Source organism: Corynebacterium sp. HMSC071B10, from assembly GCF_001814825.1.
Lineage (GTDB): Bacteria > Actinomycetota > Actinomycetes > Mycobacteriales > Mycobacteriaceae > Corynebacterium.
Genome location: NZ_KV818021.1, coordinates 324 through 17863, shown reverse-complemented (window position 1 = coordinate 17863; position 17540 = coordinate 324). Strand labels below are relative to the sequence as shown.

Sequence of the window (17540 nt, the reverse complement as noted above, 5' to 3'; positions counted from 1 at the left end):
GCTGCTCGAGGTCTCCACCGACAAGGTCGACACCGAAATCCCGTCCCCGGTTGCAGGCACCCTGGTGAAGATCCTCGCTGAGGAGGACGACACCGTCGAGGTCGGCGAGGCGATCGCCGTCATCGGTGACGCTGACGCGGCAGACGACGCCGACGAGGCCGAGGCGGAAGAGCCCGCCGAGGAACCGAAGGAAGAGAAGGCCGAGGAGCCGAAGGAAGAGCCCAAGAAGGAGGCGCCGAAGGCTGAGAAGCAGCCGGAGAAGTCCGCTGCTTCCTCCGAGAAGCTGAACAACCGTGGCGGCGACGTCCCGTACGTCACCCCGCTGGTGCGCAAGCTGGCCGACAAGCACGGTGTGGACCTGAACCAGGTCGAGGGCACCGGCGTCGGCGGCCGCATCCGCAAGCAGGACGTGCTCGCTGCGGCCAAGGGCGAGACCGCTGCTGAGTCCGGCTCCGCTGCAACTGAGAAGCCGGCTGCGAAGGGCGCACGCTCCAACTGGTCCACCAAGTCCGTGGACCCGGCGAAGCAGGAGCTGATCGGCACCACGCAGAAGGTCAACCGCATCCGCGAGATCACCGCTGCGAAGATGGTCGAGTCCCTGCAGACCACCGCGCAGCTGACCCACGTGCAGGAGGTCGACGTCACCCGCGTCGCCGAGCTGCGCAAGAAGTTCAAGCCGGCGTTCGTGGACAAGCACGGCGTCAACGTCACCTACCTGGCGTTCTTCGTCAAGGCGACCGCCGAGGCACTGGTCTCTCACCCGAACGTTAACGCGTCCTTCAACGCTGAGACCAAGGAGATCACCTACCACTCCGATGTCAACATCGGTATCGCTGTTGATACCCCGCAGGGCCTGCTGGTTCCGGTGATTAAGAAGGCACAGGACCTCAGCCTGGCCGAGATCGCGAAGGCGATCGCGGATCTGGCTGAGCGCGCACGCAACAAGAAGCTGCGTCCGGACGACCTGTCTGGCGCTACCTTCACGGTGACCAACATCGGTTCCGAGGGCGCGATGCTCGATACCCCGATCCTGACCCCGCCGCAGGCCGGCATCCTGGGTACCGCAGCGATCGAGAAGCGTCCGGTGATTGTCACCGAGGACGGCATCGACTCCATCGCGATCCGCCAGATGTGCTACCTGCCTTTCACCTACGACCACCAGCTGGTCGACGGTGCTGATGCGGGCCGCTTCGTCACCACGATCAAGGACCGCATCGAGGTCGGCGACTTCGAGTCCGACCTGGACCTCTAAGTCCTCACGTAAAACGGCCCGCTTCCTCTGCGTTTGGGGAGGCGGGCCGTCTCGCTTTCCGGGGGCACCTGCCCTTTCCGTACTCACCCGGGCCGCACCTTATACTGGCTAGTGTTTGGCACCACTTCGACCAAGGAGCGCGTTTTGGATTACATCTCCCGTCATATTGGCCCCGACCAGAGCGAACAGCGCCAGATGCTGGACACGCTGGGATACGAGTCGTTGGATGCGCTGATCGATGCTGCGGTCCCCTCCGGCATCCTCGCCGACGGCCCGCTGAAGCTGCCGCAGGCGCTCACCGAGTACGAGGCGCAGGACCGGCTCCGCGAGATCGCGAGCCAGAACACGGTGCTCAAGGCCTTCTACGGTCAGGGCTACCACTCCACGCTCACCCCGCCGGTGATCCGCCGCGGCGTGATCGAGGACGCCGGCTGGTACACCGCGTACACCCCCTACCAGCCGGAGATCTCCCAGGGCCGCCTCGAGGCCCTACTCAACTTCCAGACCATGGTGCAGGACCTCACCGGCCTGGACATCGCCAATGCTTCGCTTCTCGACGAGGCGTCAGCCGCCGCCGAGGCCGTCGGCCTTATGTCGCGCGCGGTGCGCAAGGGCCGCCGCGTGCTTCTCGACGCCCGCCTGCACCCCCAGGTCATCACCGTCGCCGCCGAGCGTGCCCGCGCCATCGACCTCGAGGTTGAGGTCGTGGACCTCTCTGAGGGCGTCGTCGGCGAGGATCTCGTCGGTGCCGTCGTGGCCTACCCGGGCACCGAGGGCGACATTGTAGATCCGCGTCCCGTCATCGAGGCCATCCACGAACGTGGCGGCCTTGTCACCGTCGACGCGGACATCCTCGCGCTGACCGTTCTGGAGTCCCCGGGCGAGCTCGGCGCCGACATTGCGATCGGCACCACTCAGCGCTTCGGTGTGCCGTTGTTCTACGGCGGCCCGCACGCGGCCTACATGGCAGTGCCGGAGAAGCTCAAGCGCCAGCTGCCGGGCCGCCTGGTGGGCGTGTCCAAGGACGCGGAGGGCTTCCCCGCCTACCGCCTCGCGCTCCAGACCCGCGAGCAGCACATCCGCCGCGAGCGCGCCACCTCCAACATCTGCACCGCCCAGGCGCTGCTGGCGGTTGCGGCCTCCATGTACGCCGTCTACCACGGCCCCGAAGGCCTCACCGAGATCGCGCGCACCATCCACGACTTTGCTGCGCGCTTCGCTGCCGGTATCGAGGCGGCAGGTAAGCGCGTCAAGCACGCCGAGTTCTTCGACACGGTAGCGGTTGAGGTAGATGATGCGCAGGCGATCGTCGAGAAGCTGGCGCAGGCCGGCTACCTGGTGCGCGCCATCGATGCGACCACCGTCGGCGTTGCTTTCGGCGAGGACACCTCCGAGGCCGACCTCGCCGCACTTCTCGACGCCTTCGGTGCCACCGCGCCCGAGTCCGCCGAAACCCGCCTGCCCGAGGCACTTGCGCGCCGCACCGAGTTCCTCACCCACGAGACCTTCAACGCGATCCACTCCGAGACCCAGATGATGCGCTACATCCGCGCGCTCGGCGACAAGGACCTCGCGCTCGACCGCACGATGATCCCGCTCGGCTCCTGCACGATGAAGCTCAACCCCACCGCGGGCCTGGAGACCATCACCTGGCCCGAGTTCGCTAACGTCCACCCCTTCACCCCGTCCGAGTACACGAAGGGCTGGGCCACGCTTATCGACGAGCTGCGGTCCTGGCTCGTCGAAATCACCGGCTATGCCGAGGTCTCCCTGCAGCCGAACTCGGGTGCCACCGGCGAGCTCGCAGGCCTCTTGGCGATCCGCCGTTACCACGTGGCCAACGGCGATACCGAGCGCGACATCTGCTTGATTCCGGCGTCGGCGCACGGGACGAACGCGGCGTCGGCAAGCTTGGCGAACCTGCGCGTCGTGGTGATCAAGACCGCCGACGACGGCTCAATCGACCTGGACGACCTGGACGCGCAGCTGGAGAAGCACGGCGAGCACGTCGCCGCCATCATGCTGACCTACCCGTCGACCCACGGCGTGTACGAGTCCGACGTGCGCACCGTGGCCGACAAGGTCCACGCGGCCGGCGGCCAGGTCTACATCGACGGCGCGAACATGAACGCACTGACCGGCATCGCGCGCCCCGGCGACTTCGGTGGCGACGTCAGCCACCTCAACCTGCACAAGACCTTCACCATTCCGCACGGCGGCGGTGGGCCGGGCGTGGGCCCGATCGGCGTGGGCGAGCACCTCATCCCCTTCCTGCCGGGCGACGCCAACGTCACGCTCGCAGAGGCGAGCGCGCCTGTGCCAGGTGACAAGGGTGTGCCTGTTTCCGCCAGCTTCTACGGCTCGGCCGGCGTGCTGCAGATCTCCTGGGCCTACATCGCGATGAGCGGTGCGGCCGGCCTGAAGTCCGCGACCCAGCACGCAGTGCTCGGCGCGAACTACCTGGCGCACCAGCTCACCGACTACTTCCCGGTGCTCTACACCGGCGACAACGGCATGGTCGGCCACGAGTGCATCCTGGACCTGCGCGAGCTGACCGACAAGTCCGGCGTGACCGCCGCCGATGTTGCCAAGCGCCTGGTAGACTACGGCTTCCACGCCCCCACCCTCGCTTTCCCGGTCGCGGGCACGCTCATGGTCGAGCCGACCGAGTCCGAGGACCTGGCGGAGCTGGACCGCTTCGTCGAGGCGATGCGCTCCATCCACGCCGAGATCCAGGAGATTATCGACGGCCACGTGGAGTACGAAAACTCCGTGGTGCACCACGCGCCGTTTACTGCCCACTCGGTGGTGCGCGACGAGTGGCCGTACGAGTTCAGCCGCGAGCAGGCGGCCTACCCTGTCGATCGGCTTGTGCACGCGAAGTACTTCCCGCCGGTGCGCCGCATCGACGAGGCGTACGGCGACCGCAACCTCGTGTGCGCCTGCCCGCCGCCGGAAGCTTTTGACATCAACGACTAAGGAGAACCACCAATGCCACAGACTCCACTGCATGCCACGCACGAAAAGCTCGGCGCGAGCTTCACCGATTTCGGCGGCTGGGAAATGCCGCTGAAGTACGGCTCCGAGCTAGAGGAGCACCGCGCCGTCCGCACCGACGTGGGCATCTTTGATTTGTCCCACATGGGTGAAATCAGCGTCCAGGGCCCCGACGCCGCCGCCTTTTTGGACTACTCCCTGATCTCCAACTTCTCCGTGTTGAAGGAGGGCAAGGCGAAGTACTCCATGATCGTTGCCGAAGACGGCGGCATCATCGACGACCTGATCACTTACAAGTTCAGCGAGAACCACTTCATGGTGGTGCCCAACGCCGCGAACACCGCCGCCGTGTGGGCCGCGTTTGAGTCGCGCAAGGGCGACTTCGAGGTGCAGCTGACCAACAATTCCGAGGCGTTCGCGCTCGTCGCCGTCCAGGGCCCCGGTTCGCTCACCGCGCTGCAGCCATTGCTTAGCGACGACGCGTCCACCCTTTCCTACTACTCCGGGTCCTGGATGACGCTCGACGGCATTGAGATCTTCGTCGCCCGCACCGGCTACACCGGCGAAGACGGCTTCGAGCTGTTCTGCGCCCGCGAAGACGCGCAGAAGGTGTGGGATGCCGTGATCGGCTGCGGCACCCCGTGCGGACTGGCCTCGCGCGACTCGCTGCGCCTGGAGGCCTCCATGCCGCTCTACGGCAACGAGCTTTCCACCGAAATCACCCCGGTCGAGGCCGGCATGGGCCGCACGTTTGCGAAGAAGGAGGCGGACTTCGTGGGCAAGGCGGCGCTTTCCGGCCGCGAACCGTCCGTGGTTATCGCGGGCCTGACCTCCGAGCAGCGCCGCGCCGCCCGCGCCGGCGCCGAGATCTTCCTGCCGGGTGCGGAAGACAGCATCGGCGTGGTCACCTCCGGCCAGCCCTCACCCACGCTCGGCTACCCTGTTGCTTTGGCGCACGTCGCGCCGGAGCACGCGGAAGTTGGGACGGACGTGGAAATTGATATCCGCGGGCGTCGCTATCCGTTTACTATCGTTAAGACCCCGTTTTACTCCCGAAAGGACGCCTAACATGGCACTGCAGAAGGACTTCTACTACTCCGAGGACCACGAGTGGATCAACGTCGCCCCCGACGAGGCCGTGGGCAAGACCGTGCGCGTGGGCATTACCGACGTCGCCGCTGACCGCCTCGGCGAAATCGTCTTTGCCGAGCTGCCGCAGGTCGGCGACACCGTCACCGTCAACGAGCAGTGCGGCGAGGTGGAGTCCACCAAGTCCGTCTCCGACCTGTTCTCCCCCGTCACCGGCACCGTCACCGCCGTCAACGAGGACATCGACGGCGCCTACGAGGCCATCAACAACGACCCCTACGGCGAAGGCTGGCTCTTCGAGGTCGAGGTTGAGGCCGTCGGCGAGCTGATGACTGCCGACGAGTACGCCGCCGAAAACGGCGTCGAGGACTAAACACTCAACATCTCCACGCGGGGCTAGAATGCGAAGGCATGACAGCCCCGCGTGATCCATTTTTCCCCGCCGACAAGTCCATCCGCGCCGACGCTGAGGTTCCGCTCGATGTGCGAGAGCTCGGCGTCGTGCCCTACCAAAAGGCCTGGGACCTGCAGGCGGAGCTTGCGGCTAAGCGCGCCGCCGGGGAAATCGGCGACACCGTGCTGGTGCTCGAGCACCCGTCGACCTTTACCGCCGGCAAGCGCACCCAGCCCGAGGACATGCCGGAGGCCGACTACCCCGTCCCCGTGGTCAAGGTGGACCGTGGCGGGCGCATCACCTGGCACGGCGAAGGCCAGCTGGTGGTCTACCCCATCATCAAGCTCGCCGAGCCGGTCGACGTGGTCGACTACGTCCGCCGCCTGGAAGAGGCCATCATCGAAACCGTGCGCGAGGCAGGTGTGACCACCGCGGGCCGCATCGACGGCCGATCCGGCGTGTGGGTCCCCCACACCACGCCCGCCGCCGACCCGCGTGCGCCGAAGCGCGACCGCAAGATCGCAGCGCTCGGCATCCGCATCACCCGCGGGGTGACCATGCACGGACTCAGCATCAACTGCGACAACACGCTTGCTCACTACGAGCACATCGTCGCCTGCGGCATCGACGACGCGGACGTCACGACGATGAGTTTGGAGCTGGGGAGGGACACGCGGGCGTCGACAATCGCCCCGCGCATTGTGCACCACCTTGACCGCGCGCTTTCCGGCGAGCTCACCGTGGCAAACCACACCTTCGCCACCGCTCCAGACCCCACAAAAGGCCTGAAGAAACGGCCGCGCTAACCAGTGCTTGACACGTCCGTTAACGTAGGGGGCGTGACTGTAGCACCAGAAGGTAGAAAACTCCTCCGAATCGAGAAGCGCAACGCGCAAACCCCGATCGAGTCCAAACCGCGGTGGATCCGCAACCAGGTCAAGACGGGCCCTGAATACGAGGACATGAAGCAAAAGGTCAAGGGCGCCGGACTGCACACCGTGTGCCAAGAGGCCGGCTGCCCCAACATCCACGAATGCTGGGAATCGCGCGAGGCGACCTTCCTCATCGGCGGGTCTCGCTGCTCGCGCCGCTGCGATTTTTGCGACATCGCCTCCGGCCGCCCCGACCCGCTGGATCGCGACGAGCCGCGCCGCGTGGCCGAGGAAGTCCGCGGGATGAACCTGAACTACTCCACCATCACCGGCGTGACCCGCGACGACCTCGAGGACGAGGGGGCCTGGCTCTACGCCGAGGTCGTGCGCAAGATCCACGAGCTCAACCCGCACACCGGCGTGGAAAACCTCACCCCGGACTTCTCCGGCAAGTCCGACCTGCTCCAGGAAGTCTTCGAGGCCCGCCCTGAGGTCTTCGCGCACAACGTAGAGACCGTGCCGCGCATCTTCAAGCGCATCCGCCCGGCGTTCCGCTACGACCGCTCGCTGGACGTGATCCGCCAGGCGCGCGACTTCGGGCTGATTACCAAGTCGAACCTCATCCTCGGCATGGGCGAGACCCGCGAGGAAATCCTCGAGGCGCTGGGCGATCTTGTCGACGCCGGCTGCGACATCATCACCATTACCCAGTACCTGCGCCCGGGCCCGACCTACCACCCGATCGACCGTTGGGTAAAGCCGGAAGAGTTCATCGAGTACCGCGATGCCGCCTACGAGATGGGCTTTGCCGCCGTCATGTCCGGCCCGCTCGTGCGCTCCTCCTACCGCGCCGGCAAGCTCTACGTCGAAGCGATGGAGCACCACGGCCGCGAACTGCCGGAGAACCTCAAGCACCTGAAGGAGACTTCCGACGGCGAGACGACGCAGGAAGCATCCACCTTGCTGAAGAAGTACGGGCCTTCCGACGACCACCCGGTCGTGACCCGCTAGGCGTCCTTTTTGCGGCCTCGCGCTGGCGCATTAACATAAGCGGCATGGCGAAGCAGGATGATAAGGCGGCCGCGAAGGCCGCCAAGAAGCAACAGCGCGAGGCAAAACGCGCCAAGAGCAAGCAGACGCGCAGCCAGGTGTGGCAGGCGTTCAAGATGCAGAAGGAGCGCGACAAGGCGCTCATCCCGATTATGGTCGGTGCCGTGCTCGGCATGGGGCTGTTGTTCTTCCTCATCGGCCTGCTCTGGAACGGCCAGTGGTTCATGCTGGTCCTCGGCCTGATCCTCGGTGCCGTGCTGGCGATGTGGCTGTTTTCCCGCCGCCTGGAGAAGTCGATGTACGACCAGGTCGGCGATACCCCGGGCGCGGCCGGTTGGACGCTGGAGAACATGCGCAACACCATGGGCATTGTCTGGATCACCAAGACTGGCGTGCAGGCCAACACCCACATGGACACGATCCACCGCGTCGTGGGCAACCCCGGCGTCGTGCTTGTCGGCGAAGGCAACCCGAACCGGCTGAAGTCCATGATGGCCAAGGAGCACAAGCGCGTCGACCGCCTGCTGGCGGGCGTGCCGATCCACGAGGTCTACGCCGGCGAAGGCGAGGGCCAGGTGCCGGTGCGCGGGCTGCAGAAGCACCTGCTGAAGATGCCGAAGAACTACAAGAAGGACGAGGTCTACTCGCTCAACGCCAAGCTCGAGGCGATGGACGCGCGCAAGGGCCCGGGCCAGGTCTCCGGCCTGCCGGGCGGCCCGATGCCGCGCCAGGCGCAGAACATGGCGGGCATGAACCGCCGCATGCGCCGCATGCAGGAGCGCAAGGGCAAGTAAGTGGATGCCGAGGCCAGCGCCGCGCTGCGTTTGGGGTCGCTGCTGTTGACCTCCGGCGCGCCCGCCTACCGGGTGATCCGCGCGGTCAAGCGCTGCGCCCGTGCGCTTGGGCTTGACGACGCCGACGTGATCGTCGGCCTCGACACACTCACCTGCACCTTCCACCGGGGCGAGCGCTTCCGCACCCTGGCGGCTGTGCTGCCGGTACCCGGAGTCAACGCCTCGCGGATCGAGGCGCTGGAGAACTTCAGCCGCCTGGACCTGCACCACTACGTCACCGCCGCACAAGTCGAGGCAATGCTCGACGAGATCGAGGCGATCCCCGCCCCGCGCTGGAGCCCGCCGGGTTCCGCACTGGCCGCCGGGATCGCGTGCGGCGGTTTCGCCATTTTGAACCACTTTTCGCTGCTTACTGCGGCACTCGTGGTCGTTGCGGCAGGCGTCGGCCAGTACGTGCGCCACCGCCTCGCCGCGCGCCGCCTGCTGCAGTTGGGCGTCGTCATGGTCGCCGGGGCGGTCTCCACCCTGATCTTCCTCCTACTTTCGCTCGCGGTCCCGGGCGCGGACACGCAGCTTGCCGCCGGTTTCGTCCCGGCGATCCTCTACCTCATCCCAGGCTTCCCGCTGTTCGTCGCGATGAACGACCTGTCGCGCTTCGACTTCAGCGCCGGTATCCCGCGCCTGTTCTACGCGCTTGAAGTGATCGTGGCGATGATGCTCACCGTCGCCGTCATCGCCATGGTCACCGACGCGCCGGAGCCCCCGCTTGTCGACGTCACGCCCTCCCCCACCTTCTACGCCGCCGCAGCGCTCGCCAGCTTCCTCAGTATCGGCGGCTTCGCCATTTTATTCAACGCCTCGAAGCGGATGGCGCTGCTCGCCGCCTCGCTCGGCACGGTCGCCAACGTACTACGCATAGTGCTGCTGGACGCCGGGGTGGAGTTCTTCCTCGCCTGCTTCTTAGGCACGCTCACGATCGGACTGCTCGGCTGGGCGCTCGGACAGCGCTTCTTCGTGCCGCGCTCGACCGTGACTATCCCGGCGACAGTGGTGATGATCCCGGGCACCACGATCTACGCCGCGCTTCAGCATTTTACTTCCGGCGATGTCACCGGCGGGATCTCCGCGACGACAGAGGTCGTGCTCGCGGTGCTCTTCCTTGCTGGCGGGCTGAGTGTGGCCCGGCTTGTCACAGACCGCAACTGGGCGCTGCAGCGCCACATCGACTTCGATACCGACTTAAGCTAGCCGCGGATCACCGTCGTGTTGGTGGCGCGGTCGTGCATGCCGCGCCCGTCGGCGTCGACAAGCGCTGCGGGCAGCACGAAACCGGTCAGGACGGTGCGCAGAGCGGCGCGCCACAGGCCGACGGGCTCCTCGGCGTCGACACGCGCCACCCCCATGCCGAGCACCGCCATGCCCGGCGTGCGCGCCATCAGCCAACCGGTGAGAATGCCCATGACCATCCACAGCAGATACGTCGCGGTCGCGGTGTCGCCGAGCGCGTGCGTCTGCGACGTGATCAGCGCCGCGATCCCCCAGGCAATGCCCCAGTCGATCAGCACGGCGCACGCGCGCCGCATGACCGACGCCTGCGAACCCGCCCCCTTCTCCGGCAACCCCAACCACTGACCCGGGTAATCCGGGACCGCGTCGTCGCCGGAGAACTGGTTCGGTATCTCGGGGCCATCGCGCCACTTACGCTGCTGTGATCCTGCCATGGGCACTAGCCTAGCCGGGGCCTGCGGCCGGTGAAAATGGGCGCGTCCCACATTTGCGCGCCGGTGTTCTACTAAACTTGTGGGCGTTCAGATTTTCGCCCTAAAGGAGAGCACACGTGTCTTTCGAAAATATCGAGGACGTCACAAATTTTATCGCCGACGAGGAAGTCGAATTCGTAGACGTCAGGTTCACCGACGTTCCCGGCCGCGAACACCACTTCTCCATCCCGGCGTCCATGTTTGACCAGGAGGTTATGGAAGAAGGCCTCGCCTTCGACGGCTCCTCTATCAAGGGCTTCACCACCATCGAAGAATCCGACATGACACTCATGCCGGATTTGGCCACCGCCAAGCTGGACCAGTTCCGCGAGGCCAAGACGCTGAACGTGAAGTTCTTCGTCAACGACCCGTTCACCCACGAAGCCTTCTCCCGCGACCCGCGTAACGTGGCGCGCAAGGCGGAGGACTACTTGGCGTCGACAGGCATTGCAGACACTTGCAGCTTCGGCGCCGAGGCCGAGTTCTACCTCTTCGACTCCGTGCGCTACGAGGCCGAGGGCCACCGCGCCTTCTACGAGGTCGACGCCGAGGAAGGCTGGTGGAACCGCGGCAAGGAGCGCGACGCCGACGGTGAGCCCAACCTGGGCTACAAGAACCGCTGGAAGGGCGGCTACTTCCCCGTCGCCCCCTACGACAAGACCGTGGATGTGCGCGACGCGATGGTGCGCAACCTGGATGCCGCCGGTTTCCACATCGAGCGCTTCCACCGCGAGGTCGGCAACGGTGGCCAGCAGGAAATCAACTACCGCTTCAATACCCTGCTGCACGCGGCCGACGACCTGCAGGACTTCAAGTACATCGTGAAGAACACCGCCGTCCAGTTCGGCAAAACCGCGACGTTCATGCCGAAGCCGCTCGCCGGCGACAACGGCTCCGGCATGCACGCCCACCAGTCCCTGTGGAAGGACGGCGAGCCGCTGTTCTACGACGAGTCCGGCTACGGCGGCCTGTCTGATATCGCCCGCTGGTACATCGGCGGCATCCTCGAGCACGCCGGTGCGGTGCTCGCGTTTACCAACCCGACGCTGAACTCCTACCACCGGCTTGTGCCCGGCTTCGAAGCCCCGATCAACCTGGTGTACTCGCAGCGCAACCGCTCCGCCGCGATCCGCATCCCGATCACCGGCACCAACCCGAAGGCCAAGCGCATCGAGTTCCGTGCCCCGGACCCGTCGGGCAACCCCTACTTCGGCTTCGCCGCCATGATGATGGCTGGCCTCGACGGTGTGAAGAACCGCATCGAGCCGCACGCCCCGGTGGACAAGGACCTCTACGAGCTGCCGCCGGAGGAAGCCAAGGAGATCCCGCAGGCGCCGACCTCGCTTGAAGCGTCGATCGCCGCGCTGGAAGCCGACCACGACTTCCTCACCGAGGGCGACGTGTTTACCGACGACCTCATCGAGACCTACATCAAGCTCAAGCGCGAAGAAGAAATCGCGCCGGCGCAGCTGCGCCCGACACCGCTCGAGTTCGAGATGTACTTCGACTGCTAGTTCGCGCGCGAAAACCCCGAGGGTGTGTTCCCTCGGGGTTTGTTTATGCTCGGATGCCTAGGTCGAAGTCGTCGACGCCAGAGAGGCTGCGCGGGTCAAGGCGGGTGGTGATGCCGATCCGGTTCCAGGCGTTGATCGCCACGATCGCCATGAGCAGGTTTCTCGCGCCCTTCTCGCCGTGCAGGCGCTCAACCCGGTCCCAGAGCTCGTCCGGCACGGACTCCTCCCCGTGGATTTGGGTCACGGCGTCAGTGAGCTCGAGTACGGCGCACTCTTCGTCGGAGAATTGCTCCTTGTAGTCAGTCCAGCGCTCGGTGCTGCTGATCTTTTCCTCGCTCCAGCCGTCTTTCTTTGCATCACGACGGTGCATGGCCAGGCAGTACACGCACTGGTTGAGCGCGGAGGCCCGCAGCTGCACCAGGTGCGAATAGCGTTTGTCCACGCGTGCTCGGACGTACGTTTCCAGCCCGAGCATGGGTGCGTAGGCGACTTTCGGTATGGGCTTTCTCTGTCCAGTCATAGGGCCATGCTACGCGGCCCGGACCAAATTGGTCCGGGCCGCAAGTGCATCGTTTCTCGTGGGTCGCGTTCTTAGCCTTCCTGCGGCTCGATAATCGTGGCCCTTGCCTCGACGAACTCGATGCCGTGGCCCTGGCCGCCAAGCGCGATGGTGTCGCGGTCCAGGATGTAGACGTCCGGCTTGGCCTGCAGGATGGTCTTCAGGTCCTCGGCGGCGGCCATGGCGGCCGGATCGCACAGCGCCTGGGTCTCAGCAAGGTCGCCGACGTGCAGCTTGCCCTGCTCGTCGAAGTGGTAGGTGCCGTTGCCGGAGTTGCACCCGTCGCCGTAGGTCAGGGTGCCGTCCGGGTTGAACTCGATGGTCACGTGGTCGTTGGCCTTGGCCTGCAGCGGACGCTCGATGGCTGGGCCGCGCAGGTGCTCGGGTGCCGGCTGCGCGTGCTCGGGCAGGGCGGTGATCAGGCCGCCCTGTTCGGCCGGAGCACCCGGCTGCTGGGCGCTCGAGCCCGGCAGCGCCGGTGCGCCGCCGATGAGGATGGAGCTGAGCCCCGCAGCACTCTCGACGATCGCGGGGTCAGACGACAGGCCCTGCGGCAGCTCCTGCGCCTGCGCAGTGCCGGTGGCACCACCCATCAGGGCGACGGCAATGGTTGCGGTGGACAGTTTCTTCACGATCTTGGAAACCATGGCCCTCAACCTACCGAGCGATTTCGGGGAATCAACCACCTTGAGGGAACTAGAACGGTATCTCCAGGGCGCTCCTAAAAGCGGCGGCCGAAGCTGAAAGTCGCATAAAAGTTGGCGCGAACAGTTGACGCATTGTTGTGTTTATACAACACTTTGAGTCATGTCCCCAAAGAAGAAACCAGTAGACCCGATCTACAACCGGGTCCGCGTGCTGCGCACCGAAAGGGACATGTCGCGCGTGCAGCTCGCGGAAGCGGTCGGGGTCAATCCGCAATCCATCGGCGCGCTCGAGCGCGGCGACCACTACCCCAGCCTGGACCTCGCCTTCAAAATCTGCGACGTCTTCGGTCTGCCGGTGGAAGCCGTGTTCTCGCGTACCGAGTTCACACCAATGTCGACCGAAATCTACCGAACACGCTGAGAGGACACCTGATGGCACAGAAGACGGAACACGTGAGCGTCGCAAAGCGAAAGAGGCTCATTCCCACTACGGACATCGGCATCGCAATTGTGCTTCTTGCCGCTGTACTCCAATTTTTCAACAGTGGCCTGTCCACGGCGCTGTGGATCGCCGGCGGGCTCATTGCCGCGGGCGGGCTTGTATGGCTGCGCAGATCGATCGGCGGCGCAGACCTGCCGGGCGCCGAGCTCGACGAATACGAAGCGCAACGGCACCCCGAAGCCCGCGACGACGGGCTGCGCGCGGCGATCATACTTTCCGCGGCCATGTTCGCCGTCGCGGGCGGTGTCGCGCTTGCGGCGCAGTTTTCGCCAGAGCTCTCGAGCATTGACGTCGCGCTGTTCTTTTCCAAGCTGGCCTACTGCCAGATGCTTTGGGTCCCGTTCGCGGTGGCGCGCTCGCTGGCCGGCAAGATCAACCGCGACGAGCTCATCGCCTAGCTACTCAGCGATAAATTCGATCGCCTTGCCCTGGCTGCCCAGGGCAAGACCGCCGTCGAGCTGGTAGACGGCCGGGTGAGCACGCAGCAGGGTCTTCAGCTCGTTCGCGTTGTCCATGGTGGCGGTGTCGCACATGACGCGGGTCTCGGAAAGGTCGCCGACGCGCAGCAGGCCTTTTTCGTCGATGCGGTAGGTGCCGTTGCCGGAGTTGCAGCCGTCGTCGTAGGTGAGCGTGCCGTCGCCGCGCAGCTCGAGCGTCATCGCCTTGCTCTGCTTCGCCTGCCACAGGCCGACGACAGCATCCTTCGCCTCAGCGGCCGGCAGCGGCTGCGCGCCTTCCGGCAGGTCAACCATGATGCCGGACTGGGTTGTGCGCTGCTTCGCCGCGTCGACGCTCGCGCCGCCGAGCACGGTCGAGTTGAGCTGGCCGACGCGATCGACGTCGATGTACTGCGCGAGATCAACGCTCGACGACAGCCCCTGCGCGCCGGCGGTCCCAGTACTCCCCACCGCCAGGGCGACGAGCGCAGCTGCAGTGGTCATTTTCCTAAGCATGCGTGAAATCATGCGGCCCAACTTAGTGGCGCGCTGCGCGGAATCAAGCCAATACATCAAACCTTTATGTATCCCCAAGCACTTTTGCTAGGTTGGGGTGAACACACAGACCCGAAAACAAGGAGCCCGACCATGCCTTTCCGTTTCCGCCGCAGCAAGAAAGTCGGCCCGTTCCGCTTCACCATGTCCGGCTCGGGCCTGTCGGCGTCTGTCGGCTCGGGGCCGTTCCGCTACACGTTCAATTCCAACGGCGGCCGCACCCGCACCGTGCGCACCGGCATCCCCGGCCTGCGCTACGAGGAGCGCGACACCCCGAACCAGGTCCGCAAGAAGAAGGCGCGCAAGCTCGAGCACGACGACAGCGCGCAGGCGGAGTTTAACGAGATTTCGCGCCAGTACCGCGATTAGCCAGCAGCCACCAGATCACGGCGGTGGCGAGCAGAGTCATGCTTATCGACGCCAGCATCTCCCCCACCGTCACCTCAGCCAACCCAGCGACGTGCACGTGGAATGGATCCGGTACGAAAGCGAACGTGTTCGCCACCGCGTGTACCGCGAGTGACGCCTCCAGCCCACCCGTCGACCACGTAAGAAACGCGCCGCACAGCGCGAACACCAGCACGCTGAGCTGCCCCTTCCACCCGTAGTCGTGAAACGAAACGAACAGAAATGCGGGGACGAGGTACGCCACCCAGGCGGAGCGGGTCCACTGGCCGACAACCTGCACCAGCGAGCCGCGGAACACGAGTTCCTCCGACAGCGCCTGCAGCGGGATCAGGGCAAGCAGGATGCACAGCGCCCCGAAGTTCGCCGCGCTGAATGCTCCTATCTCTCGGGCACCCCGCCACATCGAAAACACCAGTTCCGCGCCGAAAAAGACCAGCGCTGGCACCAGCGCGACGGCGAAGATGCGCCACCGGAAGCGGTACTCCACCGACCACAGCGCCGCGGGTCGCCGGCCGACGACGCGCGCGGCGATGAACGCAGCGGGGATCGTCGCCGTCTCGATCGTCCCGGCCGCAAGCGCCAGCCACGGGGTGTCGACGAATTCGAAGTCACCGAGGGCTTTGACAGCGGGGTCGAAGAGGGTGTCGGCGGCGTCGAAAAGCGCAAGCATCGCCGCGTAAATGGCGAAGAAGAGCGCGAGGACGAGGACGAACTCGACGAGCGGACGCCACCAGCCCACGCGCCCGTCGCGACCGAGGAGATGGTAGATGCCCATACCCTTAGCGTACTCCCACAGACATAGGGATTACCATTGCGCGAGTGACTGAAAAATTTCGCGAACTCCCGCCGCCAGGCCCCGCGTGGGGCGGCAGCCTCATGGGCACCTCGATCGTCGCGCGCATGCTCGTCGAGGAGGACATGCTCGCCGCCGCCGGCGTCTTCGCCGCGATCGGCTGCGTGATCCTCGTCGTGCTCACCTTCGGGTTCGCGCGCTACCGGCAGCCGAGCATCGCGCGCACGACGATGGCCGAGTGGTCCATGTACTTCATCGGCATCCTCGCGCTCGGCGCCGCGCTCTCAGGGCTGACCGGCGCGGGCGTCTACCGGCTTGTCGGGTTCTGGATCGGCGGGCCGGTGACCGTGGTGACCTGGGCGATCCAACTCACGCGCTTCGACGGCGCGCCGCGCTTTACGTGGGGGCTGCCGCTGGTCGGGCCGATGATTTCGGCGTCGGTGGCCGGGTGGCTCGCCCGCGACTACGGGCAGGCCTACCACGTCATGGGCACGGTGTTGTTTTTCATGTCGCTGTGCACCGCCGTGCCGCTGTTCGCGCGCGTCTACTGGGCCGCCTGGCACGGCCGCGTCGATCTCGGCGGCGCGAAGTCCGCGACCGCGTGGGTCCCGCTGGGTGTGGTCGGCCAGTCCACGACCGCGATGCAGATCCTCTTCCCCGGCACCGTCTCGATCTACTACGGCATGGTCGCGCTTGTCCTGGCGATCCCGCTCGCCTGCTACGCCATGGCGATGTTCTACCCCAACGCCGTGCGCTGGGTCGACTACTCGCCGGCGTGGTGGTCGTGCACCTTCCCGCCGGGCACCGTGAGCATGGGCGGGCACCAGGTCGCGCTCGTTGCCGGCACCGAGTGGCTCGACGCGGTGGCGCTGACCATCCCGGTGCTGCTCATCGCCCACTGGGCGCTGTGCTCGGCGCGCTTTGTTAGCTGGTGCGCACGCTGAGTACGGCCTCGGTGTAGTCGAGCAGCGGCGTCGGCACGCCCGCGGTCGCCGCTTTCCTGCGGATCGCGCCTACCTGCGCGTCCAACTCACTCGGCAGCCCGGCGGCGATGTCGCGGTGCATGGAGCTGGTCGCGCCCGCGTACTGCCGGTCGGCGAACGCGAGCGTCTGCTCGACCACATCCGCGGGCAGTTCGACGCCGTTGCCGCGGGCGGCGGCCTCGACTTCTTTCATCAGGGCGCGGAGTTGGGGCCGCAGGGCGTCGCGAAGCACGCCCATCGGTGCCTGCGCAACCGCGCCAAGCGCGCCGGTGGTGCTGACAAACATCGCCTTCGCCCACACGTCCACGAGGATCTCCTCCGGGGTGAGGTACTCGCCGCCGATGCCGGCCTCGTCGAGCGCTGCGCGAAACGCCATGGCCACTTCGCTTCTCGACGACCCCTCCACACGCCCAAAGTTCAACGTCAGCGGCCCCGGATTCAACTGAATCTCGGCGGGCCCGACGCGGGTGGCGTAGCAGCGGGCCACACCCGCAAAGACGCGGTCAGAGCCGAAAAGCCCGGCGGCGGTGTCGTGCACCTCCACTGAGTTCTGCGAGGTGACAATCGGCACGCCGTCCAGCTGGTGGGCGTCCTTGAGATCCGCGAACGTGGGGTTATCCGGCAGCGCCTTCGTGGCGACCAGCACGATGTCGGCACCGCCGAGCAGGTCGGCAGCGCTGCCTGCGCGGTCCGCGGTGTGCACGCGGATCGTGCGCGCGGGCTTCTCACCGTTTTTGAGCAGCAGGCCGCGCTCGCGCAACGCCTTGAGCGTTGTCCCACGGGCGACAAACGACACCTCGTGTCCAGCTTCCGCAAGCGCGCCGCCGAAATAGCCGCCGATCGCGCCTGCGCCAATACACAGCACCTTCATGCTGCTTAGTCTATCCCCGTTTGCGTTTACCCGGGTGTGCCTTGGGCGGGTCCGCCGATGATG

Annotated in this window: 19 protein-coding genes; 13 read left to right on the top strand and 6 right to left on the bottom strand. The window is 66.0% G+C overall.

Annotated features, from left to right (window positions below):
* The 8 genes from sucB to HMPREF2990_RS09665 all read left to right on the top strand — a co-directional run.
* On the top strand, positions 1 to 1252 hold a 1252-nt coding region (gene sucB, locus HMPREF2990_RS09700; RefSeq protein ID WP_070764446.1), incomplete at its 5' end, for a 2-oxoglutarate dehydrogenase, E2 component, dihydrolipoamide succinyltransferase.
* A 144-nt stretch (positions 1253 to 1396) separates the two neighbouring features.
* Positions 1397 to 4231, top strand: a complete 2835-nt coding sequence (gene gcvP / locus HMPREF2990_RS09695; protein WP_070764445.1) for an aminomethyl-transferring glycine dehydrogenase — start codon at positions 1397 to 1399, stop codon at positions 4229 to 4231.
* A gap of 12 nt (positions 4232 to 4243) precedes the next feature.
* Entirely contained in the window at positions 4244 to 5317 is a 1074-nt protein-coding gene (gene gcvT, locus HMPREF2990_RS09690) for a glycine cleavage system aminomethyltransferase GcvT (RefSeq protein WP_070764444.1), read from the top strand.
* A 1-nt stretch (position 5318) separates the two neighbouring features.
* The gene (gene gcvH / locus HMPREF2990_RS09685) at positions 5319 to 5711 is read left to right on the top strand and encodes a glycine cleavage system protein GcvH (protein WP_070764443.1); all 393 of its coding nucleotides are present in this window, start codon (positions 5319 to 5321) and stop codon (positions 5709 to 5711) included.
* Between the two features lie 38 nt (positions 5712 to 5749).
* Complete coding sequence (gene lipB, locus HMPREF2990_RS09680) at positions 5750 to 6538, top strand: lipoyl(octanoyl) transferase LipB (RefSeq protein ID WP_070764442.1); 789 nt, start codon at positions 5750 to 5752, stop codon at positions 6536 to 6538.
* A gap of 33 nt (positions 6539 to 6571) precedes the next feature.
* Complete coding sequence (lipA, locus tag HMPREF2990_RS09675; protein WP_070764467.1) at positions 6572 to 7615, top strand: lipoyl synthase; 1044 nt, start codon at positions 6572 to 6574, stop codon at positions 7613 to 7615.
* A gap of 44 nt (positions 7616 to 7659) precedes the next feature.
* The gene (locus HMPREF2990_RS09670) at positions 7660 to 8448 is read left to right on the top strand and encodes a DUF4191 domain-containing protein (RefSeq protein WP_070764441.1); all 789 of its coding nucleotides are present in this window, start codon (positions 7660 to 7662) and stop codon (positions 8446 to 8448) included.
* Positions 8449 to 9696, top strand: a complete 1248-nt coding sequence (locus tag HMPREF2990_RS09665; protein WP_070764440.1) for a threonine/serine exporter family protein — start codon at positions 8449 to 8451, stop codon at positions 9694 to 9696. It abuts the gene before it with no gap.
* Here the strand turns inward: HMPREF2990_RS09665 and HMPREF2990_RS09660 are convergent.
* Positions 9693 to 10169 (bottom strand): RDD family protein, encoded by a 477-nt coding sequence (locus tag HMPREF2990_RS09660; RefSeq protein WP_070764439.1) that lies wholly within the window; start codon positions 10167 to 10169, stop codon positions 9693 to 9695. The two genes, HMPREF2990_RS09665 and HMPREF2990_RS09660, sit on opposite strands and share 4 nt — an antisense overlap.
* Positions 10170 to 10285: 116 nt before the next feature.
* Here HMPREF2990_RS09660 and glnA point away from each other — a divergent pair, with 116 nt between their 5' ends.
* Entirely contained in the window at positions 10286 to 11722 is a 1437-nt protein-coding gene (glnA, locus tag HMPREF2990_RS09655; protein ID WP_070764438.1) for a type I glutamate--ammonia ligase, read from the top strand.
* Positions 11723 to 11765: 43 nt separating this feature from the next.
* Here glnA and HMPREF2990_RS09650 read toward each other — a convergent pair whose 3' ends face one another.
* Positions 11766 to 12242, bottom strand: coding sequence for a carboxymuconolactone decarboxylase family protein (locus HMPREF2990_RS09650; RefSeq protein ID WP_070764437.1), 477 nt, complete (start codon positions 12240 to 12242; stop codon positions 11766 to 11768).
* Between the two features lie 71 nt (positions 12243 to 12313).
* Positions 12314 to 12928, bottom strand: coding sequence for an META domain-containing protein (locus tag HMPREF2990_RS09645; RefSeq protein WP_070764436.1), 615 nt, complete (start codon positions 12926 to 12928; stop codon positions 12314 to 12316).
* 160 nt (positions 12929 to 13088) lie between these two features.
* Between HMPREF2990_RS09645 and HMPREF2990_RS09640 the strand changes: the two genes are divergently transcribed.
* Positions 13089 to 13349, top strand: a complete 261-nt coding sequence (locus HMPREF2990_RS09640; protein WP_070764435.1) for a helix-turn-helix transcriptional regulator — start codon at positions 13089 to 13091, stop codon at positions 13347 to 13349.
* Positions 13350 to 13360: 11 nt separating this feature from the next.
* Positions 13361 to 13828 carry a hypothetical protein gene (locus HMPREF2990_RS09635; protein ID WP_070764434.1) on the top strand — a complete coding sequence of 156 codons (468 nt, stop codon included), beginning with the start codon at positions 13361 to 13363 and terminating at the stop codon, positions 13826 to 13828.
* Here the strand turns inward: HMPREF2990_RS09635 and HMPREF2990_RS09630 are convergent, their stop codons facing one another.
* Positions 13829 to 14371, bottom strand: a complete 543-nt coding sequence (locus HMPREF2990_RS09630; RefSeq protein WP_070764433.1) for an META domain-containing protein — start codon at positions 14369 to 14371, stop codon at positions 13829 to 13831. It abuts the gene before it with no gap.
* 144 nt (positions 14372 to 14515) lie between these two features.
* Between HMPREF2990_RS09630 and HMPREF2990_RS09625 the strand changes: the two genes are divergently transcribed.
* Positions 14516 to 14791, top strand: coding sequence for a DUF4236 domain-containing protein (locus HMPREF2990_RS09625; protein WP_070764432.1), 276 nt, complete (start codon positions 14516 to 14518; stop codon positions 14789 to 14791).
* On the opposite strand, the gene HMPREF2990_RS09620 is transcribed toward HMPREF2990_RS09625, so the two are convergent.
* The gene (locus tag HMPREF2990_RS09620; protein WP_070764431.1) at positions 14760 to 15605 is read right to left on the bottom strand and encodes a CPBP family intramembrane glutamic endopeptidase; all 846 of its coding nucleotides are present in this window, start codon (positions 15603 to 15605) and stop codon (positions 14760 to 14762) included. The genes HMPREF2990_RS09625 and HMPREF2990_RS09620 overlap by 32 nt on opposite strands.
* Before the next feature lie 44 nt (positions 15606 to 15649).
* Between HMPREF2990_RS09620 and HMPREF2990_RS09615 the strand changes: the two genes are divergently transcribed.
* Positions 15650 to 16567 carry an SLAC1 family transporter gene (locus HMPREF2990_RS09615; protein WP_083317127.1) on the top strand — a complete coding sequence of 306 codons (918 nt, stop codon included), beginning with the start codon at positions 15650 to 15652 and terminating at the stop codon, positions 16565 to 16567.
* Here HMPREF2990_RS09615 and HMPREF2990_RS09610 read toward each other — a convergent pair.
* Positions 16548 to 17477 carry a 2-dehydropantoate 2-reductase gene (locus HMPREF2990_RS09610; protein WP_070764427.1) on the bottom strand — a complete coding sequence of 310 codons (930 nt, stop codon included), beginning with the start codon at positions 17475 to 17477 and terminating at the stop codon, positions 16548 to 16550. The two genes, HMPREF2990_RS09615 and HMPREF2990_RS09610, sit on opposite strands and share 20 nt — an antisense overlap.
* Between the last annotated feature and the right edge of the window lie 63 nt (positions 17478 to 17540).